19 protein-coding genes, 2 pseudogenes and 1 CRISPR repeat array are annotated in these 24,964 nt (G+C 68.9%); of the genes and pseudogenes, 12 read left to right on the forward strand and 9 right to left on the reverse strand.

Going from position 1 to position 24,964, the window contains the following annotated elements:
* Positions 1-79 precede the first annotated feature (79 nt).
* From cas3 to cas2e, 8 genes are all read left to right on the forward strand, one after another.
* Entirely contained in the window at positions 80-3,043 is a 2,964-nt protein-coding gene (gene cas3 / locus OHB04_RS41230) for a CRISPR-associated helicase Cas3' (protein ID WP_326693216.1), read from the forward strand.
* The gene (gene casA, locus OHB04_RS41235; protein ID WP_326693215.1) at positions 3,033-4,736 is read left to right on the forward strand and encodes a type I-E CRISPR-associated protein Cse1/CasA; all 1,704 of its coding nucleotides are present in this window, start codon (positions 3,033-3,035) and stop codon (positions 4,734-4,736) included. Before cas3 ends, casA begins: the two co-directional genes overlap by 11 nt.
* Positions 4,733-5,434, forward strand: a complete 702-nt coding sequence (gene casB, locus OHB04_RS41240; protein WP_326693214.1) for a type I-E CRISPR-associated protein Cse2/CasB — start codon at positions 4,733-4,735, stop codon at positions 5,432-5,434. The genes casA and casB overlap by 4 nt, the downstream gene beginning before the upstream one ends.
* A 70-nt stretch (positions 5,435-5,504) precedes the next feature.
* Positions 5,505-6,746: a type I-E CRISPR-associated protein Cas7/Cse4/CasC gene (cas7e, locus tag OHB04_RS41245; RefSeq protein ID WP_326693213.1), complete on the forward strand. Its 1,242-nt coding sequence runs from the start codon at positions 5,505-5,507 to the stop codon at positions 6,744-6,746.
* Positions 6,743-7,462, forward strand: a complete 720-nt coding sequence (cas5e, locus tag OHB04_RS41250; protein WP_326693212.1) for a type I-E CRISPR-associated protein Cas5/CasD — start codon at positions 6,743-6,745, stop codon at positions 7,460-7,462. The genes cas7e and cas5e overlap by 4 nt, the downstream gene beginning before the upstream one ends.
* On the forward strand, positions 7,453-8,181 hold the full coding sequence (cas6e, locus tag OHB04_RS41255) for a type I-E CRISPR-associated protein Cas6/Cse3/CasE (RefSeq protein ID WP_326693211.1): 729 nt from the start codon (positions 7,453-7,455) through the stop codon (positions 8,179-8,181). The genes cas5e and cas6e overlap by 10 nt, the downstream gene beginning before the upstream one ends.
* Positions 8,182-8,184: 3 nt before the next feature.
* Positions 8,185-9,138 (forward strand): type I-E CRISPR-associated endonuclease Cas1e, encoded by a 954-nt coding sequence (gene cas1e / locus OHB04_RS41260; RefSeq protein WP_326693210.1) that lies wholly within the window; start codon positions 8,185-8,187, stop codon positions 9,136-9,138.
* Positions 9,135-9,494 carry a type I-E CRISPR-associated endoribonuclease Cas2e gene (gene cas2e / locus OHB04_RS41265; protein WP_326693209.1) on the forward strand — a complete coding sequence of 120 codons (360 nt, stop codon included), beginning with the start codon at positions 9,135-9,137 and terminating at the stop codon, positions 9,492-9,494. Before cas1e ends, cas2e begins: the two co-directional genes overlap by 4 nt.
* A 93-nt stretch (positions 9,495-9,587) precedes the next feature.
* A CRISPR array of direct repeats spans positions 9,588-11,815; the repeat unit is 29 nt; unit sequence GTGCTCCCCGCGCCCGCGGGGATGGTCCC.
* Between the two features lie 350 nt (positions 11,816-12,165).
* Here the strand turns inward: cas2e and OHB04_RS41270 are convergent.
* Positions 12,166-13,337: pseudogene (locus OHB04_RS41270) on the reverse strand (transposase).
* On the opposite strand from OHB04_RS41270, the gene OHB04_RS41275 reads away from it, so the two are divergent.
* Entirely contained in the window at positions 13,218-13,538 is a 321-nt protein-coding gene (locus tag OHB04_RS41275) for a hypothetical protein (protein ID WP_326693405.1), read from the forward strand. The pseudogene OHB04_RS41270 and the gene OHB04_RS41275 overlap by 120 nt on opposite strands.
* A 400-nt stretch (positions 13,539-13,938) precedes the next feature.
* Here the strand turns inward: OHB04_RS41275 and OHB04_RS41280 are convergent, their stop codons facing one another.
* Positions 13,939-14,499 (reverse strand): hypothetical protein, encoded by a 561-nt coding sequence (locus OHB04_RS41280; RefSeq protein WP_326693208.1) that lies wholly within the window; start codon positions 14,497-14,499, stop codon positions 13,939-13,941.
* The gene (locus OHB04_RS41285) at positions 14,435-14,962 is read right to left on the reverse strand and encodes a DUF4158 domain-containing protein (RefSeq protein ID WP_326693394.1); all 528 of its coding nucleotides are present in this window, start codon (positions 14,960-14,962) and stop codon (positions 14,435-14,437) included. The genes OHB04_RS41280 and OHB04_RS41285 overlap by 65 nt, the downstream gene beginning before the upstream one ends.
* A gap of 316 nt (positions 14,963-15,278) precedes the next feature.
* Here OHB04_RS41285 and OHB04_RS41290 point away from each other — a divergent pair, with 316 nt between their 5' ends.
* Positions 15,279-17,162 (forward strand): serine/threonine-protein kinase, encoded by a 1,884-nt coding sequence (locus OHB04_RS41290; RefSeq protein WP_326693207.1) that lies wholly within the window; start codon positions 15,279-15,281, stop codon positions 17,160-17,162.
* Positions 17,163-17,214: 52 nt separating this feature from the next.
* Here the strand turns inward: OHB04_RS41290 and OHB04_RS41295 are convergent, their stop codons facing one another.
* The 4 genes and pseudogenes from OHB04_RS41295 to OHB04_RS41310 form a co-directional block, all read right to left on the reverse strand.
* A complete protein-coding gene (locus OHB04_RS41295) occupies positions 17,215-17,604 on the reverse strand; it encodes a hypothetical protein (protein ID WP_326693404.1) in 390 nt (129 codons plus the stop codon).
* A 17-nt stretch (positions 17,605-17,621) separates the two neighbouring features.
* A pseudogene (locus tag OHB04_RS41300) lies at positions 17,622-18,616 on the reverse strand (IS481 family transposase); the annotation flags it as partial.
* Positions 18,609-19,103 carry a hypothetical protein gene (locus OHB04_RS41305; protein ID WP_326693206.1) on the reverse strand — a complete coding sequence of 165 codons (495 nt, stop codon included), beginning with the start codon at positions 19,101-19,103 and terminating at the stop codon, positions 18,609-18,611. The gene OHB04_RS41305 and the pseudogene OHB04_RS41300, both read right to left, overlap by 8 nt.
* 29 nt (positions 19,104-19,132) lie before the next feature.
* Positions 19,133-20,452, reverse strand: coding sequence for an MFS transporter (locus OHB04_RS41310; RefSeq protein ID WP_326693205.1), 1,320 nt, complete (start codon positions 20,450-20,452; stop codon positions 19,133-19,135).
* 19 nt (positions 20,453-20,471) lie between these two features.
* On the opposite strand from OHB04_RS41310, the gene OHB04_RS41315 reads away from it, so the two are divergent.
* Positions 20,472-20,819, forward strand: a complete 348-nt coding sequence (locus OHB04_RS41315) for an ArsR/SmtB family transcription factor (protein WP_326693204.1) — start codon at positions 20,472-20,474, stop codon at positions 20,817-20,819.
* Here the strand turns inward: OHB04_RS41315 and OHB04_RS41320 are convergent.
* Positions 20,803-21,567, reverse strand: a complete 765-nt coding sequence (locus OHB04_RS41320) for a recombinase family protein (protein WP_326809664.1) — start codon at positions 21,565-21,567, stop codon at positions 20,803-20,805. The genes OHB04_RS41315 and OHB04_RS41320 overlap by 17 nt on opposite strands.
* A gap of 106 nt (positions 21,568-21,673) precedes the next feature.
* On the opposite strand from OHB04_RS41320, the gene OHB04_RS41325 reads away from it, so the two are divergent.
* Positions 21,674-23,638: a hypothetical protein gene (locus OHB04_RS41325; protein WP_326693202.1), complete on the forward strand. Its 1,965-nt coding sequence runs from the start codon at positions 21,674-21,676 to the stop codon at positions 23,636-23,638.
* Between the two features lie 239 nt (positions 23,639-23,877).
* Here OHB04_RS41325 and OHB04_RS41330 read toward each other — a convergent pair whose 3' ends face one another.
* Positions 23,878-24,885: a recombinase family protein gene (locus tag OHB04_RS41330; protein ID WP_326809665.1), complete on the reverse strand. Its 1,008-nt coding sequence runs from the start codon at positions 24,883-24,885 to the stop codon at positions 23,878-23,880.
* Positions 24,886-24,964 lie beyond the last annotated feature (79 nt).

Consider the following 24,964-nt stretch of genomic DNA (forward strand, 5'->3'; position numbering starts at 1 on the left):
TAGCGCATTCCAACAATTGATGGAGTGTTTTCAGGATAGTCCTCCTTCATGATGAAGTATTCGGTTGAATGGTTTTGTGATGTCTGGGGAGAGGGCGAATCTGTCGCGTTGGCTTGGCTTGTCGTCTGCTGCGCGGTCGGTGTGGGCCAAATATGATCGATTGAGTGATGGGTGGGTGCCGCTGTGGCGGCACATGGCGGACACCGGGTCTGTCGCTGGCCTGTTGTGGGATCACTGGGTCCCCGCGCAGGTACGACGGCTGGTTTCCGAGGGGTTACCTGAGGGTGAGGATGACGCCCGGCGGTTGGCGGTGTGGCTGGCGGGTGTTCATGACATCGGGAAGGCGACCCCGGCGTTCGCCTGCCAGGTGGAACTGCTTGCTGCCAGGATGCGCGATCAGGGTCTGTCGGTGCCTTTGGAGAAGCAGCTGTTGGACCGTCGGCTGGCGCGGCATGCTCTTGCCGGGCAGGTGCTCCTGAAGGAGTGGCTCGTCGAGCAGCACGGTTGGGCAGGGCCTGTGACCGCGCAGCTCACAGCTGTTGTCGGGGGGCATCATGGTGTTCCGCCGGAGCACTGGGACATCAAGGTGGTTGGTGATCATCCGGAGTTGCTGCGGGATCCGCCCAGCGAGGAGGCGTGGCGGAGTGTGCAGTGGGAGTTGCTGGATGCCTGCTCCGGTATCCACGGTGTGCAGGGGTGTTTGGGCAGGTGGCGGGGGCTGAAGCTGTCGCAGCCGGTGCAGGTGTTGCTGAGTGCGCTGGTCATCGTGGGGGACTGGATCGCGAGTAACGCGGATCTCTTTCCGTATTTTCCCGAGGAGTGTCCTCGTGGGGAGCGGGCGCGGGTTGAGGGTGCCTGGGAGGCGCTTGGTCTGCCTCCGCCGTGGCGGGCGGTGGAGTGGGGCCAGGGGGCGGGTGAGCTGTTCGTGGGGCGGTTTTCTCTGCCGCGGGGTGCGCGGGTGCGTCCGGTGCAGGAGTCGGCGGTGGGGGTGGCGCGGGAGATGGCTGTGCCTGGTCTGATGGTGATCGAGGCGCCGATGGGGGAGGGGAAGACGGAGGCGGCGCTGGCGGTGGCGGAGGTGTTCGCGGCGCGTTCGGGGGCGGGGGGATGTTTTGTTGCGTTGCCGACGATGGCTACGGGCAACGCGATGTTCTCCCGTTTGCTGGCGTGGCTGGGGCGTGTGCCGGACGAGCGGGAGGAGCCGGGCGCTCACTCGGTGTTCCTCGCTCATTCCAAGTCGGCTTTGAATGCGGATTATCAGGGCCTGAGGTGGTCGGCCGCGCGGGGTCCTGCGGCTGTGGAGCTGGATGGCGCGGGGGAGGAGCGGGGTGCCGGTGGGGATTTTCGGGCTGCTTGTGCGGAGTTGGTGGCGCATCAGTGGCTGCGGGGTCGGAAGAAGGGGATGCTTTCGTCTTTCGTGGTGGGCACGGTCGATCAGCTGCTTTTTGCGGGGCTGAAGAGCCGGCATTTGGCCCTGCGGCATCTGGCTTTGGCGGGCAAGGTCGTGGTGGTCGATGAGGCGCACGCGTATGACGCGTACATGAACTCCTACCTGGATGTGGTGTTGTCCTGGCTTGGTGCCTACCGGGTGCCGGTGGTGGTGCTGTCGGCGACGCTGCCGGCACGACGTCGGCGTGAGTTGGCGGAGGCGTACGCGGGCACAGGGCCGGGCCGGGAGGGGGTGGAGGGGTTCGCTGTGCTGGAGGAGGCGCGGGGATATCCGTTGCTCGCTTGCGTTGCGCCCGGTTCGGCGCCGCGCGTGGTGACCCCGCAGCCGTCGGGTCGGGGTACCGAGGTGGTGATGGAGCGGTGTCCGGACGACGTTGAGGTGCTGGCTGACCGTCTTGAGGCCGAGCTGGCTGATGGGGGGTGTGCCCTGGTGGTGCGGAACACCGTCGAGAGGGTTCTGGAGGCAGCTTCGCGGCTGCGTCGGCGCTTCGGTGAGGGGTGTGTCACGGTTGCGCATGCGCGCTTTGTCGATCTCGACCGTGCGGCGAAGGAAGCGGACTTGTTGGCGCGGTTCGGGCCTCCGCGGACGAGTGCGGGGTGCCGGCCGGAGGGGCCGCACATTGTGGTGGCGACGCAGGTTGTGGAGCAGTCGCTGGACATCGATTTTGATCTGCTGGTGACGGACTTGTGTCCGGTCGACCTGCTGTTGCAGCGGCTCGGTCGTGTGCACCGCCACCCCCGGGGAGGTGAGGAGCAGCGGGGCCGGCCGCCGGGATTACGCACGGCCCGGTGTCTGGTGACCGGGGTCGAGTGGAGTGCGTCTCCGCCTGTGCCGGTCAAGGGATCGTGCAACGTCTACGGTGAGCATGCTCTTTTGCGTTCCCTCGCGGTTCTGGAGCCCTTCCTCGCTGGTAGCGGCGAGATGACGGAGTCGGCTGGCCCGTCGGGGAGTGGCAAGCGGGGCAAGGCTGTGCGGTTGCCGGAGGACATCAGTGCTTTGGTGCAGTCGGCGTATGGGCCCGAGGAGGTCGGTCCCGGGGCGTGGCAGGAGGCGATGGACCGTGCTGCCGATGCCCACAGGCTGGCCCAGGCGCAGCAGATGGAGAGGGCGGAGGTCTTTCAGCTGGGGGAGGTGGCCAAGCCGGGGCGTTCGCTGGTGGGCTGGGTGGAGGCGGGGGTGGGTGATGCGGATGACACCAGGAAGGGCCGGGCGCAGGTGCGCGACAGCCGGGAGAGTCTGGAGGTTCTGGTTCTCCAGCAGCGGGCCGACGGCAGTGTGGTGACGGTTCCCTGGCTTGGTGAGGGGCGCGGAGGTCTGGAGCTGCCGACGGATGCGGTGCCGTCTGCGGGGGTGGCGCGTGTTGCGGCGGCGTGCGGTCTGCGGCTGCCCTTCGTCTTCTCCCTGCCGGCGGTGCTTGGGCGTGCCATTGAGGAGTTGGAGGGGAACTGCTTCCGTGCGTGGCAGGCGAAAGAGTGCCCTTGGCTGGCCGGGGAGCTGATCTTGTTGCTGGATGAGGAGTGTCACACCCGGCTGGCAGGCTACGACCTTCGCTATACGCCTGCTGATGGGCTGGAGGTGACCCGTGCCGGATGAAGGACCCGAAGTCGTTTGCGCTGCTTTTGACCTGACGTCGAATGCCTGGGTGCGGGTGCTTGGGGAGGACGGCTTAGAGGAGGAGCTGTCGCTCCGGGAAGTCTTCGCGCAGGCGGAGGGGCTGCGCTGTGTGGTGGGTGATCTTCCGACGCAGGACTTTGCGCTGGTACGGCTGCTGCTGGCCATCCTCCACGACGCCCTCGATGGCCCGGCGGACGCGGAGGATTGGCGCCAACTGTGGGAAGACAAGGATTCCTTCGGCCCTGTGGCCAGTTATCTGGACAAGCACCGTGGCAGCTTCGATCTGCTGCACCCTTCCGCCCCGTTCTTCCAGGCCGCCGGGCTGCGGGCCGTGTCCGGGGAGGTGTCCTCGCTCGATCGCGTCGTTGCGGACGTGCCCAACGGCGACCGCTTCTTCACGATGCGGGCCGCCGGCGCCTCGCGGCTGGGATTCGCGGAGGCGGCGCGCTGGCTGGTGCATGTCCACGCCTTCGACTCCTCCGGTATCAAGACTGGCGCGGAGGGAGACCCCAGAGTGAAAGGAGGCCGCGGGTACCCGCAGGGCGTCGCCTGGGCGGGGAACCTCGGCGGAGTGCTGGTCGAGGGCAGCACGCTCAGGGAGACCCTCCTGCTCAACCTGGTCGCAGCCGACACCGGCAACCTTCGCATCGCCAGTCAGGACAGGCCTGCCTGGCGCGGCGCCCGGCTGGGGCCCGCAGAGACCGGTGAACTGGAGCTGGCCCGCCGGCCGTTCGGGCCCCGCGATCTGTATACGTGGCAATCCCGGCGTGTGCGTCTGCACCACGATGCTGAGGGCGTGTACGGGGTGGTGCTCTCTTACGGAGACCGGCTGCACGCACGCAACAAGCACCGGCATGAGCCCATGACCGCGTGGCGGCGAAGCCCGGTCCAGGAGAAGAAGCTGGGCCTGCCGGAGGTCTACCTCCCGAGGGAGCATGACCCGGCACGCAGTGCCTGGCGGGGTCTCGGCGCGCTCGTCGCCGGTAGAACGCCGGGGGCAGAGCAGCGGCAGGAGGCGGCGCAGTACGTGCGCCCCCGCATCCTCGACTGGATCGCCCGCCTGGTCGAAGAGGAGTGCCTGCCGCCCGCTTTCCTCATTCGCGCCCGGCTGACGGGCGCGATCTACGGCACGCAGCAGTCGGTCATCGACGAGGTGGTGGACGACAGCGTCACGATGCCCGTCGTGCTGCTGCACGCGGCCGATCCCCGCCTTGGACAGACGGCCGTCGACGCCGTCGAGGACGCGGACAAGGCGGTCAAGGCGCTGGGAGAGCTGGCCGAAACCCTCGCCCAGGCTGCGGGGAAGGACCCTGAGCCCCACCGGGCGGGCGCCCGTGACCGCGGCTACGCCGAACTGGATGCGCCATTCCGCCGCTGGCTGAGGGACTTCACCCCGGACAGCGATCCGGTGGAGCGTCGGCGCACATGGCAGCGCAGCGCCCACCGTGCGATCAGCCGCCTTGGCACGCAGATGGTGGCCGACGCAGGTGAGGGGGCCTGGCAAGGACGCGTGATCGACACCAAGCGTGGCGAGATGTGGCTCAGCAGCGCCAGTGCCGAGCTGTGGTTTCGCAGAAATCTGCGTGAGGTGCTTCCCCTGTCCGCCGATGAGCCGGCTGCGGTCCAAAGCCCCCGCCTGGCGCCGTCCGAAACCGTTGCGGAGAGCGTATGAGCACCGTTGCAAGGGGCCAGAAGCCGAGCAAGCCCCGGAAACCTCAACGGCAGGTCCCACTCCAGCGGGCCGGCACCGTCGTCGACACATACGTCACCGACCTTCAGAGAGGTTTCCTCGCCGACAGGGCGAGCGCCGTGGCGCTGCTCGCGCAGTTACGCCGCGGCGCGGGCAAGACCCCTGACCAGGTGCCCGAGCTGTGGGGCCTGACGGGCACAGAGGCCCTGTACGCACAAGGGCCGATGGAGGAGGGGCAAGCCGCCCAGGCCGAGACAGCGGTGCACCTCGCGGTCACGCTCTACGCGCTGCACCAGCAATCGCAACGCTCCCGCCGAATGCACGTCCCCGGCATCGAAATCGGTGCCGCCGTACGCCAGCTGATGCCGCCCACCGGGATCGATGAAGCGGTGCGCAAACGCTTCGTGAGGGTCGGCACAGCAGCCACCCCGGGGCTGCTCGCCGTCCGTCTGCGAGAGGTCGTCACCTTGCTGCGGCGCGAGGAGATCCCCTTGGACTATGCCTTGCTCGCCGACCGGCTCTACCAGGCCCAGCAACCGGGGGGAATGCGCCAGGTACGACAGATCTGGGGCCGCAGCTTCCACGCCTACCGCTTCCGCCAACCGGATGACGTCGGCAAGAACACCCCTCCAGACACGCAACCGGTCCAGGACCCGGCATCTGACCAATCTTCCGCATGACGCACCGTCCGCCCCGACGTGCGCCCCATCGCCCCTGTTACCGAGCACCTCTTGACCCGAAGGACATCTGGTGAGCCGTACGATCCTCGAACTCCACCTGTTGCAGACCGTGCCGCCCAGCAATCTCAACCGTGACGACACCGGGGCCCCCAAGAGCGCCATCTACGGAGGAGTGCCGCGAGCCCGGGTCTCCAGCCAATCGTGGAAACGCGCCACCCGACTGGCCTTCGACCAGCTGCTCGACCCCTCCGAACTGGGCACCCGCACCAAGCGGGTCGCGGAGTTCGTCGGCTACCGGATCCGTCAGCTGGATTCGTCCATCGAAGAGGCGGAGTCCCTGCGGCTGGCCGCCGAGACGGTTCGTGCGGCCACCGGGGTCAAGGTCGAGCCCCCCAAGCGCAAGGCGACCAGCGCGCAGGAGGGCAGGGAGAAGGACCCGGCGCCGGAGTCGTCGTACCTGCTCTTCCTCAGCGCGGGGCAGCGCGACGGGCTCGCCCGGCTGGCCGTCGAAGCCCGCGCCGACAGCACAGCGTTCTTCAAGGCCAAAGAGAACAAGGCCCGCGCCAAGGAGATCGCCAATACCCGCCACTCCGTGGACATAGCTCTCTTCGGCCGGATGGTCGCCGACAGCGCCGACATCAACGTGGACGCCGCAGCGCAGGTCGCACACGCCATCAGCGTGCACCGTGTGGAGAACGAGTCCGACTACTACACGGCGGTCGATGACCGTAAGAGCCGCAGGGAAGGAGACCTGGAGGAGAGTGGGGAGGAGGACCGGGGTGCGGGAATGATCGGCACTGTGGAGTTCAACTCCGCCACGCTCTACCGGTTCGCCGCACTGGACGCCGACGCGCTGGCCCGCAACCTCGGCACCGGCCTGCGTGAAGACGAGCCCCCCACGGGCCCGGTGCGCCGCGCGGTGGAAGCGTTCGTAGAGGGCTTCATCACCTCCTTGCCCACCGGCAAGCTCAACACCTTCGGCAACCACACCCTCCCCGACGCCGTCCTGGTCAAGCTGCGCAGCTCGCGCCCCATCAGCTTCGTCAGCGCTTTCGAGGAGCCCACCCAGGAGGAGACCGGTACGGGCAACATGCGGCAGGCGTGCGAGAAGCTCGCCGCCTACGTCCCTGAGATCGAACGAGCCTACGGAGTGGAGGACGACGCGCAGACGTGGGTGCTGCGCGTGGGAAAGAACACCGAGGCGCTGGAGGGCCTGGGCACCTCAGTCTCCCTCCCGGAACTGGTCTCCGCCGCCGGAGAGGCGGTAGCCGCCCGCCAGCAGCCCGAAGCGGGCCAGGAGCCAGAAGCATGAGCGTGCTGGTCCTGCAACTGGCCGGCCCTCTGCAGTCCTGGGGAGCCGCCGCACGCTTCGCCCGCCGCACGACCGAGGCCGCGCCCACCAAGAGCGGTGTGATCGGACTGCTGGCCGCGGCGCAGGGGCGTGAGCGCACCCAGGATCTGACTGATCTGGCCCGGCTGCGATTCGCGGTACGCGTCGACCAGCCCGGCACGCGTATCCGGGACTACCAAACGGCTCATCACTTCGATACCGGCAAGTCCATGCCGGTATCGGAGCGCTTCTACCTGGCGGACGCGGTCTTCGTTGCCGCCGTCGAAGGCGAGGACACCACCATCGAGGGGCTTCACCAGGCACTGCGGACACCTGTCTTCCTGCCTTACCTGGGCCGCCGTTCCTGCCCGCCCTCGCGCCCCGTGGAACTCGGCGTCCGTACCGGTCGCGGCCTGGAGGACGTGCTGAGCACCGAACCGTGGCAAGCCTCCCCCTGGCGGCAGCGGCGGCACCGTGAGCAGACGGTGGAGCTGGAAGCCTTCATCGAGACCCAAGGCGGGCTCGGCGACCGCCTCCGGGACCAGCCGCTCAGTTTCGACCCGGCCCACCGCCAGTACGCGCACCGCGGTGTCAAAAGCTATTCCGTGCCGCTTGCGACCCCGTGCCGCCGGCGCCGCGGCCCTCAAGTGCCCGACCACGACCCGACCACAGTGCTAGGGGGAGACGCATGTACCTGACCCGCTTCCGCCTCAACACCGCACGCGCCGGGGCCCGTCGACTGCTCTCCTCGCCCCAGATGCTGCACGCCGGGGTGATGTCTTCCTTCGCACAGCTCCTCCCGCCACCCGGGGAAGCGGCCAAGAGCGGCCCACGCGTGCTGTGGCGGGTGGACCGCAGCGCCAAAGCCGCAGTGCACCTGCACATCGTCAGCCACACCAAGCCCGACCTCACACACCTCGTCGAGCAGGCCGGCTGGCCCACAACCCCCGACGGCTGGCAAAGCTACGAGTACGCACCCTTCCTCTCCCGCCTGAAGGCCGGGGACACGTGGGCCTTCCGCCTCACCGCCAACCCGGTCCACCACATCCGCCGCAAAAACGGCGAGCCGATCAAGCGCACCGCGCACATCACTCCCCGCCACCAGATCGGCTGGCTGCTCAAACGCCAGCAAGCCGCCGGCTTCGAAGTGCTGGAGAAACCAGCGGCGCAACGGCTGCTGCCCGAGAGCGACGAGTGGCAGATCATGGTCCACGACCGCCGCAATCTCAACTTCGGCAAGACCGGCGAACAACCTCGAGGCTCCCAGTCGCGCAACCGCGTCTCACTGGTCACCGCCACCTTCGACGGCCGGCTGCGGATCACCGACCCGGAGGCGCTGCGTCACGCCCTGACCGCAGGCATCGGCAAGGCCAAGGCGTACGGATGCGGACTGATGACACTCTCCCCGGCGGAGTAAGCCATGCCCACCGTCGGCAAGCGCCGCGCCTCCACCCCTCGTGAGCTGACACGGGCCGCGGACCGCATGTCTTTCCTCTATCTGGAGCGGTGCACCGTCCACCGCGACGCCAACGCCATCACCGCCGAGGACGCAGAGGGCATCACCCACATTCCCTCGGCGACCATTGGCACCCTGCTGCTTGGCCCCGGTACACGCGTCACCCACCAGGCGATGAGCGTGCTGGGGGAAAGCGGCGCCGGCGTGGTGTGGGTGGGGGAGAGCGGCGTCCGTTTCTACGCGGGAGGCCGCTCCCTCACCCGCTCCTCGGCGCTTGTCGAGGCGCAGGCCACGAAGTGGGCCAGCCGCCGCTCCCGGCTGGAGGTGGCACGCGCCATGTACGCCATGCGCTTCCCCAGCGAAGACCCTTCCGGATGCAACCGCCGCGAACTTCTCGGCCGGGAAGGCACACGGGTCAAGGACTTCTACCGCAGGGAAGCAACCCGCGTCGGTATTCCATGGAATGGCCGTCACTACACTCCCGGCGCGTTCGAATCCGGTGACGCTGCCAATCAGGCCGTCACCGCCGCAGCGCAGTGCACCTACGGCATCGCCCAGGCCGTCGTCGCCGCCTTGGGCTGCGCACCCGGCCTGGGCTTCGTCCACTCCGGCCACGAACTCGCATTCGTCCTCGACATCGCCGACCTCTACAAGACCGAGATCGGCATCCCCGTCGCCTTCGAAGTGGCCGCCGAAAGCGAGGAAGAGGTCGGACCCCGCACACGCCGCGCGTTGAGAGACCGCGTCCACGAGGCCGGCCTCCTCGAACGCTGTGTCTCCGACATCAAACACCTGCTCATGGACCCCACCGCGAATTCAGCGGAAGCCGCTGACCCATACGAAGACCGGGTCACCCTCCAGACCGATAGCGGCGAGGTTGAATCCGGCCGCAACTACTCCGACGGAATCATCTGGTGACCGTCATTGTCCTCACCACCTGCCCGGTCGGTCTGCGAGGCTTCCTGACCCGCTGGCTTCTGGAGATCGCCCCCGGTGTTTTCCTCGGCAGCCCCTCCGCCCGGATCCGAGAAGCCCTGTGGACAGAGGTCCAGCACTACGCCGGCACCGGACGGGCACTGCTCGCCTACACCACCAACAACGAACAGGGATTCACCTTCCGTACCCATGACCACAAGTGGCAACCGACCGACCACGAGGGCCTCACCCTCATCCGCCGCCCGAAGCAGCCGGGCTCCGCGGCACCAACTCCGGCGAGGCCGCCCGAACGCGGCTGGAGCAAAGCCTCGAAACGACGGCGGTTCGGAAACCGTTAGCACTGATAAATTCAGGAAGTGCACCAAATGTCGCGTTCGGAGAAAGTGGTAAAACACGGCTTCTCGGCGCGCTGAACACGCTGGTCAACGAGAGTGCTCCCCGCGCCCGCGGGGATGGTCCCACCTCGCGATCCCGGCCGTTCCCCCCCCCCGCCCCGTGCTCCCCGCGCCCGCGGGGATGGTCCCGCGGCGTGCCGCGCGGGCGCCAGCTTCGCGCGGTGCTCCCCGCGCCCGCGGGGATGGTCCCTGCTGGAAAGCAACCGTGGCGACGTGGACGTGGTGCTCCCCGCGCCCGCGGGGATGGTCCCGGTCACCGTGACGGGAACGCGAACGGAACCGTGTGCTCCCCGCGCCCGCGGGGATGGTCCCCGTCGTGCGGCCAGATGCCGCACGCGGGCCTTGTGCTCCCCGCGCCCGCGGGGATGGTCCCGGTCACCGTGACGGGAACGCGAACGGAACCGTGTGCTCCCCGCGCCCGCGGGGATGGTCCCCGTCGTGCGGCCAGATGCCGCACGCGGGCCTTGTGCTCCCCGCGCCCGCGGGGATGGTCCCGCCGTGGTGTTGGGGCGGGTGCGGCTGCTCCAGTGCTCCCCGCGCCCGCGGGGATGGTCCCTTGAGACAGGCCACCACCGCCGCCGCCTTTTTGTGCTCCCCGCGCCCGCGGGGATGGTCCCGACGCCCCCGAGATCACCTTTGAAGTCCAGCGGTGCTCCCCGCGCCCGCGGGGATGGTCCCGGAGGTTGGCGGGGACCACGTCGCCGATCTCTGTGCTCCCCGCGCCCGCGGGGATGGTCCACATTCGTGAGAACGCTCAAGTTTCCGTATTGGGTGCTCCCCGCGCCCGCGGGGATGGTCCCTGGCCGCGCAGGTTGTTGGACCTGGGGGCTCGGTGCTCCCCGCGCCCGCGGGGATGGTCCCTCGTCCCAGTCCCCGCCGAAGAGGCGGACTCCGTGCTCCCCGCGCCCGCGGGGATGGTCCCGCTGCGCTTCCTCCTCAGCACGGGGAACGTCCGTGCTCCCCGCGCCCGCGGGGATGGTCCCCGGCTGCTGGCGCAGCGCACGTCACCGGAGGAGTGCTCCCCGCGCCCGCGGGGATGGTCCCGGTTACCTGATTTCTGCTTCTACCTCAGTCAGGTGCTCCCCGCGCCCGCGGGGATGGTCTCGCCGCGTCCAAGAGCGGATTGCCCAGCTCGCGGTGCTCCCCGCGCCCGCGGGGATGGTCCCGCCACGATCATTGACGGCGTCGCCGAGAAGAAGTGCTCCCCGCGCCCGCGGGGATGGTCCCGTCCTGCCCATGGCGGACTGGGACTTCGAGATGTGCTCCCCGCGCCCGCGGGGATGGTCCCAAGACGCCTCACAGCGGCTACCGGAGCAGCCGGTGCTCCCCGCGCCCGCGGGGATGGTCCCGCCCCGCTTCAGCGCGTTGAACGCCGGTTTGAGTGCTCCCCGCGCCCGCGGGGATGGTCCCTCGACCTCGAACTCGACCTCGGGCTCGACCTCGTGCTCCCCGCGCCCGCGGGGATGGTCCCTACGACCGGGCCGTTCTCGCCAGCGCGGTGGTGTGCTCCCCGCGCCCGCGGGGATGGTCCCGGGCCCGCCCCCGCGCATGACACCGGGCTCCGGTGCTCCCCGCGCCCGCGGGGATGGTCCCACCTCGCGGGACGCTGAGAAGCTCCAGGTCATGTGCTCCCCGCGCCCGCGGGGATGGTCCCGGGCCCGCCCCCGCGCATGACACCGGGCTCCGGTGCTCCCCGCGCCCGCGGGGATGGTCCCACCTCGCGGGACGCTGAGAAGCTCCAGGTCATGTGCTCCCCGCGCCCGCGGGGATGGTCCCAGCAGCTCGCCCCAGCCCCCTTGCGGGCCGTCGTGCTCCCCGCGCCCGCGGGGATGGTCCCGGTCGGCTGATGGCGCTTTCGGCGCGCTCGCGGTGCTCCCCGCGCCCGCGGGGATGGTCCCGACTACCGCTCCCGACGCGGCGAAGGGCCGGAGTGCTCCCCGCGCCCGCGGGGATGGTCCCGACGGAAAGCACAACAAGAAAAGGTCTGGAGTGTGCTCCCCGCGCCCGCGGGGATGGTCCCGTCGCAAAACCGCAGGTCGCTCCCGACTCCGGGTGCTCCCCGCGCCCGCGGGGATGGTCCCAGGGACTGTCCTGGCCCCGGATCGCCACCGAGGTGCTCCCCGCGCCCGCGGGGATGGTCCCAACAGCGAGCGCGCGATCGACGACGTACGCAAGTGCTCCCCGCGCCCGCGGGGATGGTCCCGAGCGCGCGCCAGCCGTCGAGCTTGGGCTCCAGTGCTCCCCGTGCCCGCGGGGATGGTCCCTGCTAGGGCGGGGAGGGACCAGACCCAGATCCCTCCCCGCCCTGGACCGCCGGGGTGGTCGAGGATCGCAACTTGGTACTGGGGATGCTCTACCTCAAGGCCGCCATGTGGCGGTCGCCCTCCGGGGCGACCGAGGGCTCGCAACATGCGCAGCGCGTGTGCGAGGCGTTTCTCGCCGACGGGTCGTCATTACCTGGAGGGCTCGCCGCGAGGGGGCGCGCTGGAGTGCTCGACGGTGTCCCGCGTCGTCGTCAGCCGTAGTTGTATTGGCTTGGAGAGTTGTTCGCACGGCTGATCGGGCGGGGGCGAGAGGACGGGGGAAGACTCCGCGTTCGCTGTGCACTGGCGGTCTACCGGTGTCGCCAGTGGGCGAGGTTGGCGTCGGAGACGTGTCTGCCCTCGGCACGGAGTTGGTTGACGGCCTCCTGGACATACACCGAATTCCATAGAACACAGGCATTCAGGACGAGTCCGAGTGCCGACAGCTGATCCTCCTGCCCCTCCTTGTACTTCTGCCGTAGTTCGCCCTTCTGTCCGTAGAAGATGCGGCGGGCGAGTTCGTGGCGGGACTCCTGCCGGTTGAGCTGGGTGTTGATCTTCCGGCGGAAGAGTTCGCTGTGGTAGTAACGGGCGAGGAAGGCGGAGCGGTCCACGCGGCCGATCTGCATGACCGCGCGGCCCAGCGGGCTGGGGCGGCCTTGGCCTGCGAAGACGGGCAGGATCTGGGAGGCGCGGACGGTGCCCTCGCGCAAGGAGCCCGCCAGACGCAGCAGGTCGTCCCAGTTCTCGGTGATGGTCCGCAGCCGGATGCGACCGGTGGTCAGCGGGTTCAGCGGGCAGTAGTCGGCCGCCGGGTCGGCGCGGTGGAGCAGGGTGTGCCCGGCGTCGGCGAAGCGTGGGGAGAACTGGTAGCCGAGGAGCCGGAACACGCCGAAGATCATTTCAGAGGCGCCTGCGGTGTCCGTAGCGATCTCGGTGGGGTTCAGCGAGGTGGGCTGGTCGAGGATGCCGTCGAGCAGGTAGAGGCTGTCGCGGCGGGTGCCGGGGATGACGATGTGGTTGAAGCCGCTGTACTGGTCGGACATGTAGTTGTAGAGCGTGATGCTGCGGGCGGCGAAGTACTTCGGGTTGGGGCCGGAGTTGAGGGCCCGCAACGGGGTGGCGAAGCGCAGGCCGTCGGCGGAGGCGAGTCGCCGCCTCCCCAGTGCCCGACAATCGGCAAGGTGGCCTGGTAGTCGACCAGGACCGCGTTGGCGAGGCGGAGGGTCTCGGCGCGCAGGTAGTTCTGCTCGACCCAGAACAGTTGGTCGCGGGAGTGGCCGGGCTCGTCCTCGGAGTCCATCGCCTGGATCCCGATATTGCATGCCTCGGCCACAAGAGTCGCCGCCGGCGAGGTGACGAGATGTTCGGCGCGGCTGCTGGCTTCGGAGGCGTGGTGGAAGCGGTTCAGGAATCCGGTCCAGGCGTGGACTTCGAAGAGGAGCTCCGGGAGGTCGACGGTGGGGATGCGGGCGGCGACCACTTCGCGCAGCTCTGTGAGGCTGGCCGGTTCGGTGAGCTTGTCCAGGCCGGTAAGGACGAGGTGGTCGCGCAGTTTGCCGTTCTCGGTGCGTTGCTCGATGCGGACGTGCGGGTTGTCGCCGAGCCCGGTGGCCAGGCGCTGGTAGTCGTCGTCGAGTTCGCGGCACCAGCGGTCCAGATCGACCCCGGGCTTTGCGGATAGGCCGAGGCTGCGGCAGACCCGGGTGCGGGCGTTTTCCCAGGCGGCGTCCTGGAGCAGGGCTTTGCGGGGGTCGTCCCACTTGTCCAGGCCGGGTACGAACACGTCGTGCGGCGAAGCGCCCCGCGCAGGGCTTCGGCGGTGCCGACGATCCAGGCGTGCTTGTCGACGCCACCGGCGTGCTCGCCCTCGGTGGGGAACACCCGGGTCTGCCAGGTGGGGCCGAGGTGCTTGATGGGGACGGAGGGGAACAGCTCACTCTGGCGGCTCTTGGCCAGGATCCGCTCCAGCTTCGGCAGGAACGCCAACGCCTCCATCAGAGGACCGGCCTCTTCGACGCTCTCCAGGCCGAGGTGCTTGGCCAGACGCCGCAGCGGCTGGTTGATGGTGCGGTAGCGGGCGGTCAGCTCGGCGGCGATGGTCTCGGCCTCGGACCGGGCCAGTTCGCCGACGGTGCGGGCGGCCAGGTGCATGGCGGTGATGTCGAGTAGGTCGAAGCCACCGCGGACGTCGCCCTCGGGGTCGGCGGTGCGTGGCTGAGGATGATCCACGCCTCGCGCAGCATCAGCGCGGCGGCGTCCAGGTCGCCCAGGGTGCGCATGCGCTGCTTGGCGGCCAGGTTCGCCGAGGTGCGGGCCAGGTCGGAGATCAGCATGTCGAAGACCTCGATCGCCTCGTCTGCGGCGCGGGTGCGCATCGCGGCGGCGAACGCCACCAGGGTGGCCACCCTGCGCGGTTCGGTGAGGTCGGCGACCGCGCGGGCGCGCACCGAGGAGGCGTAGCGGGACAGGGCGCCCAGGCGGCCCGCGGGGATGGCGGCCAAGTGCCAGCTGGAGGCGCCGAGCTTGTTGAGCTCGATGAACCGGTCGATGGCCTTGCCCGCACCGGGGCCGGTGATGTCACGCGGGGAGCGGCGCAGCCGGTCCAGCTTGGAGGTACGGCGGCTGTCCTCGACCGGCAGCAAAGCCGTCAGGGCGGCACGCTGCTCGGCGGTTGGCTTTGGCAGCCAGGGTGCGCCAGGTCTTGCGGTTGGTGTGCTCGCGGATGGTGGTGACCATGCGTTCGAGGACGGTGGCGCCGGGCAGCAGCACCTTGTTCTCCACGAGGTGCAGCGTGGCGAGGTCGAACAGGGCGATGGGGCGCTCGTTGCCTGACCAGCAGCGGTCCCACAGCCAGCGGGCCAGCTTCCACCAGGCATCGCCCTTGAGGTCCCGGTATCCGTAGGCGTCCTTGATGGCGTTCTGGTGGTCCCAGCGGGTGCGCTCGGCGCCGTACCCGGCCAGCACGGAGGCCGGGTGGCCGAGCTGGTCGGCGACGTACTCCACAGCCTCGGCGGGCGCGTCCTCGGGGTTGTCCAGGAAGGTGCCCGAGAACCGCACGGTGCCGAGCTGGACGGCGTAGCCGAGCTGCGACCTCGCGCCCGGCAGGCCATCGCCCGCCGTCTCGCGACGCGGTCGAGGAGGAAGTAGCCGGCCAGCTGTCCGTCGTCCGGTACGGCGTTGAACGTGCCGTAGTTGCGGCGCTGTTCATCGGTCAGGAACGCCACCGTCCGCCCCTCCACATCGCTTCTCCTGTGTGACGGCGCTCACCTTAAGTCACATGATCAGCAGAGGTGGAACCCGGGTCAGCACGGTGATGACTGCGGCGCGGAGGACAGGGTCGGCGGCGATGGGGAGCAGCCCGCGGCGTGCTACGGCGGCTGATGGCGTGCTGGGGGCACGCGCGAGCGCGTACGCTCCCTGCGTGATCGATGGGGAGAGCGGGCAGGTCCTTGACGGGCGCTTCGAGCTGGTGGAGCGGCTAGGCAGCGGTGGGATGGGCACGGTGTGGCGGGCGCGGGACATCGCGCTGCACCGGGAGGTTGCGGTCAAGCAGGTCCGCCCGCTTGCTCCGGAACTGGTCCCCAAGGGCTCCGACGCCTCGCGGGTGCTGCGCGAACGCGTACTGAGCGAGGCCCGTGCACTGGCTCGGCTCAGCCACCCCCACGTAGTGACGATCTATCACGTCATCGACGACGGCGACGGTTCCTACCCCTTGCTCGTGATGGAGCTGGTGCCAGGCAGCAGCCTGGCGGAGCTGCTGAACGAGGGAACGCTCCTGACGCCTCAAGAAGCCGCCCGGGTCGGCCGCCAGGTGCTGGCCGCGTTACGGACCGCGCACGCTGCCGGCATCCGTCACCGCGACGTGAAGCCCGCCAACGTGATGCTGCGCCCGGACGGCGACGCGGTACTCACCGACTTCGGAATCGCCGCACTCCAGCGAACCGGCTCAACGGACTCCGCCGTCGGGTCCGCGCCGCTGACCGCGACCGGAGAACTCATCGGCACGCCCGACTACCTCGCCCCCGAACGCATCCGGGGCACGAACGACGACCCCGCCTCGGATCTGTGGTCGCTGGGCATGACGCTGTACGTCTGCGTCGAGGGCCACAACCCGCTGCGCCGGCAGACCTCACTGGCCACAATGGCGGCCGTCCTCGACGGCGCGGTGCCGCCGCCCGTCCGGGCCGGGGCTCTGGCGCCCGTGCTGACGGAACTCCTCGTAACAGACTCGGCGGCGAGGCCCTCTGCCGAGCGGCTCGACGCCATGCTGGCCGCGGCGGAAAGCGGCAAGGGCACGACGGCCAAGCTCCCCGAGGCGTTTCAGACCACCCAGACCGCCCGGGTCCCGGCTCGGGAACCGGGCCCTATGCCACCGCCCGCCGCCCCGTCTCGCCGTAGGCGTTCATGGCTGATCGCCGGAGCGACGATGGTGGCCACCGTGCTGGTCGCGGTCACGGCATACACCCTGGGGAATTCCTCCGGCGACGGCAACAAGGCATCGGGCGGGGCCAGCAGCCCGGGCCAGCAGGAGAACAAACTCCAGCTCGTGAAGCCCGGAACACTCAGGGTCGCCACATACTCCACGGGTGCGCTCGATTCCAAAGACGCAAGCGGCGATGTGTCCAGTCTCGACGTTGATCTGGCCAAAGCGCTCGGCGAGCAACTCGGCCTGAAGGTGGAGATTGTCGACACAGAAGGCTACGAGGGGCTCAGCGGCCTGAGGGAAAGGAGTTACGACCTGGTCATGCCGACGGACGTCCCGACGAGCGTGGACGACCACGGCTACGACACGGAGGCACGAGAGGGCGTCGACTTGGTCCACTACTTTGACTCCGGATACACGGTCTACACCACGTGGGCGACGGCCCACGACATCCACTCGTGGGCCGATCTCTGCGGCATGCGTGTCGCCACGCGCTACAACGACGAAGCGGCCGAGAAAGCCATCCGGGCGGCGTCCTACAAGGAGTGCGGCCCGAAACCGATCAAGCAGACGTCCGAGGACGGCCTTAAACTCGACGACGTGGATTGGCTCCGTAAGCGCTCCATAGACGCGGTGGTCACCGACCTTGATTACGCCGTCTACAGGGCAAAGAACACCGATGGCGACTTCCACCTGCCGGACGGCGACCTGACCGACGGCGCCCCCATCGGCATCGCTGTGAACAAGTCCAACACCGCGCTGCGCGACGCCACCCGGAAGGCCCTCAACGCGCTCATCAACAGCGGCGAATACGGCAAGATTCTTTCCGACTGGGGCCTTGAGCACGGCGCCGTCACCACCGCCCAGATCATCCGAGGCTGACCCCGGCCCTCACCCGCGGCACCCTGCCCCGATACTCAGGCACCCGGGAGCATCATCGGCCCTGCCCAGCTACCCCCGGCGGCAGCCAAGCCGAGTCCACGGCCATTGCGGATCGCCCGCCAAGAGACGTTGTACTTGCGCCCACGCGCGCCGCATCTTCATGCTCCGCAGCGATTCGGCCAGCATACGTGCGGTACGCCTTGCGCCCGGCCCGGGTGCCGCCGTCAGCGGCGAGGGCAACACACTGCTTCAGCGCGGCTTGGTGGAGCACGAGCGGAGCGGTAACGCGCACCGAGTAGCCCTGCCCGCGGCGGATCGTCCGGCCGCTGCGCAGTGACTCCCGGATATCGGAGACCTTGGTGGCCTTGAGGTGCTCGGCGAGCAGGCCGGGCATGTCGATAGCGTGCAGCGACTCGTGATGGCGATTCTTGAAAACGACCACGTGTGCTCTTCACTCCTGTAGGAGGCCAGGACGTTACTTACGGCTGCCTGGAGTCGCGATGCTGGAGGTTTTCCATCGGTGGCGCTGTGGGGCCGGTGATAGTTGTAGTGGATGTTCCAGGCTCCGAGGGCCTCGGGGCGCTGGTCCTCTGAGGTCCAAGTGCGGGCGTAGAGGAAATCCTCGGAGATGATCCGGTTGTAGCGCTCTACTTTGCCGTTGTGGCGAGGCGTGTATGGGGTGATGCGCTGATGCCGAGACCCAAGCAGTGCGCGGGCGAAGGCCCCAGCGCGGTAGCACGCCCCGTTGTCCGTGATGATCCGCTCGATGTGGGCAATGCCGTGCGCGGCGAACCAGGCACGGGCTCGGTGCACGAACGCGATCGCCGTGACGGCCTTCTCGTCTGAGAGTGCTTCGGTGTAGGCAAGGCGGGAGTAGCCGTCGATCGCGGAGTGCAGGTAGACGTAGCCTCCGCGCTGGGTCTTTCGCTTCGAGCGTTCGGCGAACTTGGCTCCGTCAGATCCGCGGCCGTGTGCACGCCACCCTCCGCCGTCGGGGATGCGCCCGACCTTCTTCACGTCGATGTGGACCATGTGCCCGGGACGCAACGCGCGATGATCTTGCGCGGTTCGCGGTTGGTTTCACCGTTGGGGTCGATGAAGCGACGATGATTGAGGCCGAGTGCCGCGAGGTGACGAGTTACAGTGCGCCGGCCGATCTGGATTCCGTCTGCTTCGAGCTCAAAGGCGATCCGCGAGGCCGACCATTTATGGGTACGACGCATCTCTTCGATCCGGGTGACAACCGTCGGGTCCGTCGCCGCGGGTTGGTGCTGGGGCGTGGAGGTTCGGTCGACCAGCCCGAGTTCACCGTAGCGCCGGTACCGGTTTATCCACTTTGACGCGGTCGCGCGGGAGATCCCCATCTCTGCCGCGACATGGGCGATCGGCTGGGTCTGGCAACGAGCGATAAGCCGACGTCGGCCCTCTGGCGTCAGTGGCGCGTTCTTATGCATCGCGCGTCCCGTCTTCCGCTGATGCGTATGTCTTGATTCGGGCTGTGTGGCCTGGGATGTGGGTGGTGGCGCGGAGTGCGATCAGGTCCTGCCAGGGCATGTGCTGTTCGGGAAGGGGGGCGCCGGCACGGTCGAAGAGACGCAGGAGCACGGGACTGTCAGCCGCCTGGTCGGGGACGACGCCGAGTGCCTCGCGGAGCGCGTGGGCATGGTCGCGGACCATCGCAACGCGTTGCCGATGAGTGGTGGAAGCGATGAGCTCGGCGATCACGCCCTGGTCCATTGCGTCCTGAATGTCGACGATGGCATGGCGTCCGCGGTGGATGTCGCGGGCCGCTTCGGTGAGGAGTGGGTCGCTGAGCGCGATATGGCTCAACGTCCAGTCGATGTCCTCGCGCGCTGATGCTGCGTAGCCTGCTGTGTCCGGAATTGACTCGGCGAGCCTGAGGAGGTTTCGGTAGGCGGCCTCGAGTTCAGTGGTGTCCATGGGCCCTCCAAGGTGTGGGGTGATCCGGGCTACTTGCTGAGCACTGCGGCGGTGTCGCGGTTGGTGCGGGAGAGTGCGGCGAGCACGAGCAGGCACAAGAGGGCGACGACTCCGGCGAACCAGGTCATGGCCGTGGCGAGGTCGAAGATGGTGGCCAGGACGCCGACACCGAGCACGGGTAGTCCTACGCCGGTGTAGACGATGACGTAGAAGCTGGAGAGCACCTCGGCGTGCCGGGTGGAAGGGGCATTGTTGTTCACGGTGGTGAGGCCGCCGAGGAACACCAGCCCGTGGCCGGCCCCGGCGAGGACGGCGGCGGCCAGCAGCAGTTCGAGCGAGGGTGTGTTCCCGACCATCACGAGCAGCCCCAGTCCCGCTGCCAGGATTGGCAGTCCAGCGAGCTGAAGATGGCGCGGACGCCGTCCGTAGGTGATGAGTTGGACAGCGACAGAGCTGGCCAGCATGAGCGCTGAGGTACCTCCGCCAAGAAGCAGGTTCGTACTGCCCGTCAGCGTCGCCACGTAGGTCGGAATGAGGGTGAGGAAGAGCCCGATGACCCCGAAGGCGAGGAAGTTGGCGCTTCCGCTGGTCATGAACACTGTTCGCATGGCGGCCGGAATCTGAGGTCGTCGAGGACGCCACTGTGTCGCCTGGCGGGTCGAGGGCATCCGCGTGACCGCGACGGCCGCGGGAATGAGGAGCACGATCTCAACGGCGAACGGCGTCACATCGGGAGCAGTTGCGTACTCGGCGATCAGCCCTCCCAGCACCGGTCCCAGGCCCAGGCCGCCGACTGACGCCACCGTGGTGACCAGCGCGGCCTTGCGGCGGCTGCCGGTGGGTTCGAGTTCGCTGAGCGCAGCTGTCAGAGCTCCGGATGCCGCCCCAACCGAGAGGCCCTGCAAGATACGGGCGGCGAAAAGCCACCCGGTGTTGGTGGCCAGCGCGAACGCGAGTGATCCCACGGCCGCCAACATCAGAGCTGGCAGCAGGACCCGGCGTCGCCCGATCGCATCGGAGAGTGGGCCGGCCACGAGCAGGGATGGGACGAGGGTCGCGACGTAGACGGCGAAGATCAGCGTGACGACGAACGGGGAGAACCCGAACGCCGTTTCGTAGCTGCGATACAGCGGTGTGGGCAGGTTGGTCCCGGTAAGCAGGATCAGCAGCGCGTACGCCGTCGCCCAGAACCTCCACCGGCTCGCCCCGGCGGCCATCCGTGCGCGGGCACCCGATGCTGCTGAGCCCGCAGGCTGAACCACACTCTGAGCGCCGTCGTCGGCCGCCCTGCCACCATGCCTCATGTTCATGGTTGCCGAACATAGCAGATGTTCGTGCACGCTGAACATGTTCGGTAGAGTGGGAGTCATGGCCAGTAGGACTGCAACCAAGCTCGTGCACCCAGCCCCCGGCGAGGTGGAGTTCACGGTCGTCCTGGCAGCACTCAGCGACCCGGTCCGATTGGCCATCGTTGCGCGGCTCGCCCAGGTCGAACCCGAAGGCGAACTGGCCTGTACGACATTCGCGCTGCCCGTCAGCAAGTCAACCCAAAGCGGCCACTTCAAGACCCTCCGCGAAGCGGGAGTGATCTACCAGCGAGACGAAGGCACCAGGCGCCTGAACCGACTCCGGCGTACCGACCTCGACAATCGCTTTCCCGGGCTCCTCGACCTCGCCATCCCGCAAGGACACAACATCATCAAGAGCTGGACATAACCACTACGCAGGCGTCAACAACCTCATGTCCAACAACATCTAGGACCCCGGCGAGCATCGTGACGAACAGTTTGGCCTGCGGGTCGTCGGCCGCGAGATCGAAGCCGGACCATGCGCCGGTGGCGATGTGCAGGTGCAGGCCGCGCCGCTGTAGGGCTTCCCGGATCTGGATGACATCCTTGGTCGAGCGGAACAGCCGCGCGGCGTCCGCGATGCGGATGGTGTCGCCGACCGCTGCTTCATCGAGCAACTGGCGGAATCCGGATCGGTTGATCGCGTAGACGATTCTCGGTCGCCCTGGAGGGCGACCGCCACCCTCCGGGGCGACCGAGGATCGCAACCACACCGGCCCGGCGTAGATGGGCCACAGGATGTTGTGGCGGTCGTCCTCCGCGTCCTCCGGGGCGACTGGGGATCGCAACCTCGCCCTGGTCGACGACGAGGGCCACGACGCGGGGTGGCGGTCGTCCTCCGTAGCCGACGTGGTGGGGTGCGGCGTCGCGGGCAGGCATGAACTTGGCGAGGCCGCGGACGTGCCCGACGGCCTGGTGCGCGTCGTCGGAGACGGTGAGCGCGACGTGTCCCAGGCGGCCCCAGGGTGTGCCGGGTCTGGCCTGGGCCACCCAGTTCCAGGGGATCGTCTTGACAGCGTAGGTAGCGATGATCCGCTCGTACCCGTCGCCGGGCTATCCGGAACCAGACCCCCGGCACACGCCGCCCTAGCAGCAGCGCCTTGCCCTCCCGCCACCGCCGCTCACCGAGCCACGGACCGCCGGAAGATCAGCGGCTCGCAACGATCTGGATACTCAACCCCGTTGATGGAACGATGAGTTGGGATGAAAGGTGGGGGTTTCGTGCAGGAGGACAGGCGGCGGATCCAGACAGCGGTGCTGGGCAGCGCGGACTCGGACGAGCCGCTGATGCTGCCCCTGGAAGCGATCGAGCTGGACGTCTTCCGTCAGATACATGAGCACGACACGTTCTGGTGCGGGCTGCTGCTCGGGGGCTGCGGCGGCCAGCTGACCACCAAGCTCTACACCGATCGGGTCTGTCACTTCGCCCACCATCCCGGCCCGGATGGTCTGCCGCACGAGTGTGGGCGGCGTGCTCGCGGAGTGGCCAGCGCCGACCACCTGTACGTCAAGGCCGCTGCCCGCACGTGGCTCCAGGACCAGGGGGCGCAGGTCCGCTTCGACTTCGCCCGTCCGGACGGGGCGCCGATCGGATCGGTCGTGGACATCGAGTCGCCGCGTGGCGCGCTGCGCGTGCACCTGGACCAGGCGGTGCCGCCCTCGTGGGACGAAGGCCGCGAGCCGGTGCTGGGGGTGTCGGTGCCGGTCGACCGGGACACGCTGGTCGACCGCTGGTATGTGCACCGTATCCGGCTGGAGAGCGAGGGCACCACGCGGCGCGTCCGGCTCGGCACCGAGGCGTTTGCACGGGCCACCGAGTGGTTCGGGCTGGCCGAGTGCGGCCTGTCCGAGCGGGGGCTGACAACACCGGCCGTCGAACGGATCGTCCAGGCCCGCCGAACACCCCCGCCCACAGGACGGCCCGGCAGAGTCGAGAGGGTGCCTCCCCTGCAGGCCCATGTCGAGTTGCTGCTGCGCCGCCTGGCCGGCGCACAAAGACAGCGGTCCGTGGCCATGATGGAACGGGCCTGCCGAGACATCGAAGCTGTGGGCGATGTGGATGAGTCACAACGGGCGCTCCTTGACCGCGCACTCCAGGACGCGCACCGCTGGCTGGAAGAAGAGACCCGGGCCCGCCGTGCGCTGTTCTTCGGTTTGGAGGAGGCGGTGCGCGCGCAGGACACTCCGACGGTCCGCGAGCTGCTGAAACGGGCCACAGCGATGGAGGACCGCACGGAGAGCGAGGATGCCGCCATCGAGGCGGCCCGCGGGCACTGCACGGTGGTCGCGCAGCGCGTCGTCAAGGAGGCGGCGGCCAAGCGCTTACGGAAGGGCCTGGGCGCGCTCAACCATAATGGCGGCCACAGCCTTCTCGGGCCCCAGCTGAGCAGCCAGGTGGCGAAACTTGTGCGGGCGCTGGCCGAGGCGGGCGACCTCGTCACGGCTGGGGAGAGAGAGCAGATTGCGGAGTGGAAAGCCCTCGCGGCCAAGCGGGTCGAGAGCGCCGAGCGCGCCGCCCGCAAGCCGGCGGCGGGTCACGAGAGGGCGCGCAGCCAGCCGAGGCCAAAGCGAGGGCGGGCTCAGGGAAGGCACGCTTCCTCCAATGGCGTTCAGGAACTGCTGGACGACCTGGAGCGCAAACGCAACGTCATCAGCGGGAAAGGGCTGCGGCGCAGGGTGACCCGGCTGGAGGAGTGCGCCGCCCCGGTCATGTCCTCCCTGACTCCGCAACAGCAGGAAGCCATCGCCCGGTGGAAGCGCGAAGCCGCCGACAGCGTGCCCGCCCCGGAGCCGGGCAGGCACCAGTCGAAGGCGTCGGTGCCTGCCTCGCCTCCACGGGCCCGCACCACGGCGCGAAGCGACTTCGCCCGCGCCCGGTCCGAACCGGAGTTGGCCGCCGCGGTCCGCGATGTCCTCGAACACGCGGCCCGACTGGGCAAGACCGTTACCTGGCCGCGGCTGTGCGCCTCAGTCAAGGGCCTGGCGGGGCTGTCGGAGGATAGCCAGCGCGCCGCACTGCGTCAGGCCGGGAACGTGCCCGGCCAGCCCGGACTCGCGCTCAGCGCTCTGATCACCACCGAGACAGGCGATCCTCATCCCCTCCACCGCGGCTTCGCCCCCGTTGGGAGTGATCAGACGGCCTGGCGCAGCAGTGTCCAGCAAGTCCACCGCCACTACCGGACGTAGCTGCCCCGGGGAACGCCGACTGCGCCGGGGCGACAACGTCGGGGACGCGGCGCGCACCTACCCGCTTCGGTGCCCTTTTTGGCGTGACCGCACCGCTGGCCCTGAGCTGTTTGCGATCCCCGGCCCTGATGGCGCGGTGTCCGAGCGGGCCGGGCGGCTGGGGAAAGGTGCTGTCGGGCTTGTGGCGAACGGGTGAGGCGGCCCTGTTCTCCCGAAGCTGCCGCGAAGTGACAAGTAACTCAGCGTGTCGTTAGGGCCTTGGCTTCTGTGCGAGGTTCAGGCACCTCGCTGCCGGTGAGGGCGGCGAAGTCGACGTGGGCCTGTTCGATGGCTTCGGGGTACGCCACCCGTTTCTCGTTCTCGGCGAGTGCGCGGTAGATGCTGGCGACGGACGGGCTCTGCCCCTTGCGCTTGCCGGTAGGGATGATCAGGTCGGGCTGGATCTGCTCGACGGACTCGCCGTTCGCCCGCCTGAGGAGCACGGTGTGCAGCATGTCCTCGGTGATGACTGGCGGCCGGCCGCCGTGCTTGCCCTTGCGTGCCGCGGTGTCGAGCCCTTCCAGGGTCGACTCCCGGATGTTCTCCCGCTCGGTCTCCGCCATCGCTGCGAAGAACGCGAAGAGCAGCTTCCCTGGACCGGTGGGGTCGTAGATGCCGGGCAGGGGTCCGGCCAGCATCTCCAGGACCAGGCCGTGGGCGGTGAGGTGGTCGGCGAGGGCGGTGAGTTCGGCGGCGTCGCGGCCGAGCCGCTTCATCTCGTAGACGGTGAAGATGACCCGGCAGTGCGGGGCGTGCGCCTTGACCTCTCGCGCCGTCCGCAGTGCCTCCTCGAACTTCGGCCGGACCCGTACCCGGGTGCTGATCTTCTCGCTGAAGATTTTGTCCCTCGGGATGCCGTGCTTGCTGAGTGCGTCGAGCTGGGAGTCGAGTTCCTGCCCGAGCGTCGAGCAGCGGGCGTACCCGATGCGGATGTCCGCGCTCGGCAGGGCCGGGTCGATCGGCGCCGGGGGCGGGGTGCCCGGCCGCCACGGCCGGCCCGGTCCGCGGTCGGCGGGGGTCGGCACCCGCAACGCCTTCTTCAGCCGGGGCACCATCGTGAAGCGGCGGGTGTGGTAGGCGGAGGCCACCGCGCCACCGCGCGAGCGGCACGGCGAGCCGGGCTGCGCGTCACACTTCGGGCAGGTGTGCTGTTCGACGTCGTCCGCGTCCGACCGGTCGGTCGGGGAAGGCTGCTGAGGGTCCGTCATGGCCCCGGATTTTCGCACAATGCAAGTCTCAGAAGGGGGTCCGTCCCGCTTTTGAGTGAGAACGGGTTCTGAGAACGAA

The organism is Streptomyces sp. NBC_01775, assembly GCF_035917675.1.
Lineage (GTDB): Bacteria > Actinomycetota > Actinomycetes > Streptomycetales > Streptomycetaceae > Streptomyces.

Bases quoted from the DNA above. Each gene is read 5' to 3' on its own strand.
- cas3 (WP_326693216.1), top strand. From the start codon at position 80: ATGTCTGGGGAGAGGGCGAATCTGTCGCGTTGGCTTGGCTTGTCGTCT.
- casB (WP_326693214.1), top strand. From the start codon at position 4,733: ATGAGCACCGTTGCAAGGGGCCAGAAGCCGAGCAAGCCCCGGAAACCT.
- cas5e (WP_326693212.1), top strand. From the start codon at position 6,743: ATGAGCGTGCTGGTCCTGCAACTGGCCGGCCCTCTGCAGTCCTGGGGA.
- cas6e (WP_326693211.1), top strand. From the start codon at position 7,453: ATGTACCTGACCCGCTTCCGCCTCAACACCGCACGCGCCGGGGCCCGT.
- cas1e (WP_326693210.1), top strand. From the start codon at position 8,185: ATGCCCACCGTCGGCAAGCGCCGCGCCTCCACCCCTCGTGAGCTGACA.
- OHB04_RS41275 (WP_326693405.1), top strand. From the start codon at position 13,218: ATGTTCGGCGCGGCTGCTGGCTTCGGAGGCGTGGTGGAAGCGGTTCAG.
- OHB04_RS41305 (WP_326693206.1), bottom strand. From the start codon at position 19,103: ATGGACACCACTGAACTCGAGGCCGCCTACCGAAACCTCCTCAGGCTC.
- OHB04_RS41310 (WP_326693205.1), bottom strand. From the start codon at position 20,452: ATGTTCAGCGTGCACGAACATCTGCTATGTTCGGCAACCATGAACATG.
- OHB04_RS41315 (WP_326693204.1), top strand. From the start codon at position 20,472: ATGGCCAGTAGGACTGCAACCAAGCTCGTGCACCCAGCCCCCGGCGAG.
- OHB04_RS41330 (WP_326809665.1), bottom strand. From the start codon at position 24,885: ATGACGGACCCTCAGCAGCCTTCCCCGACCGACCGGTCGGACGCGGAC.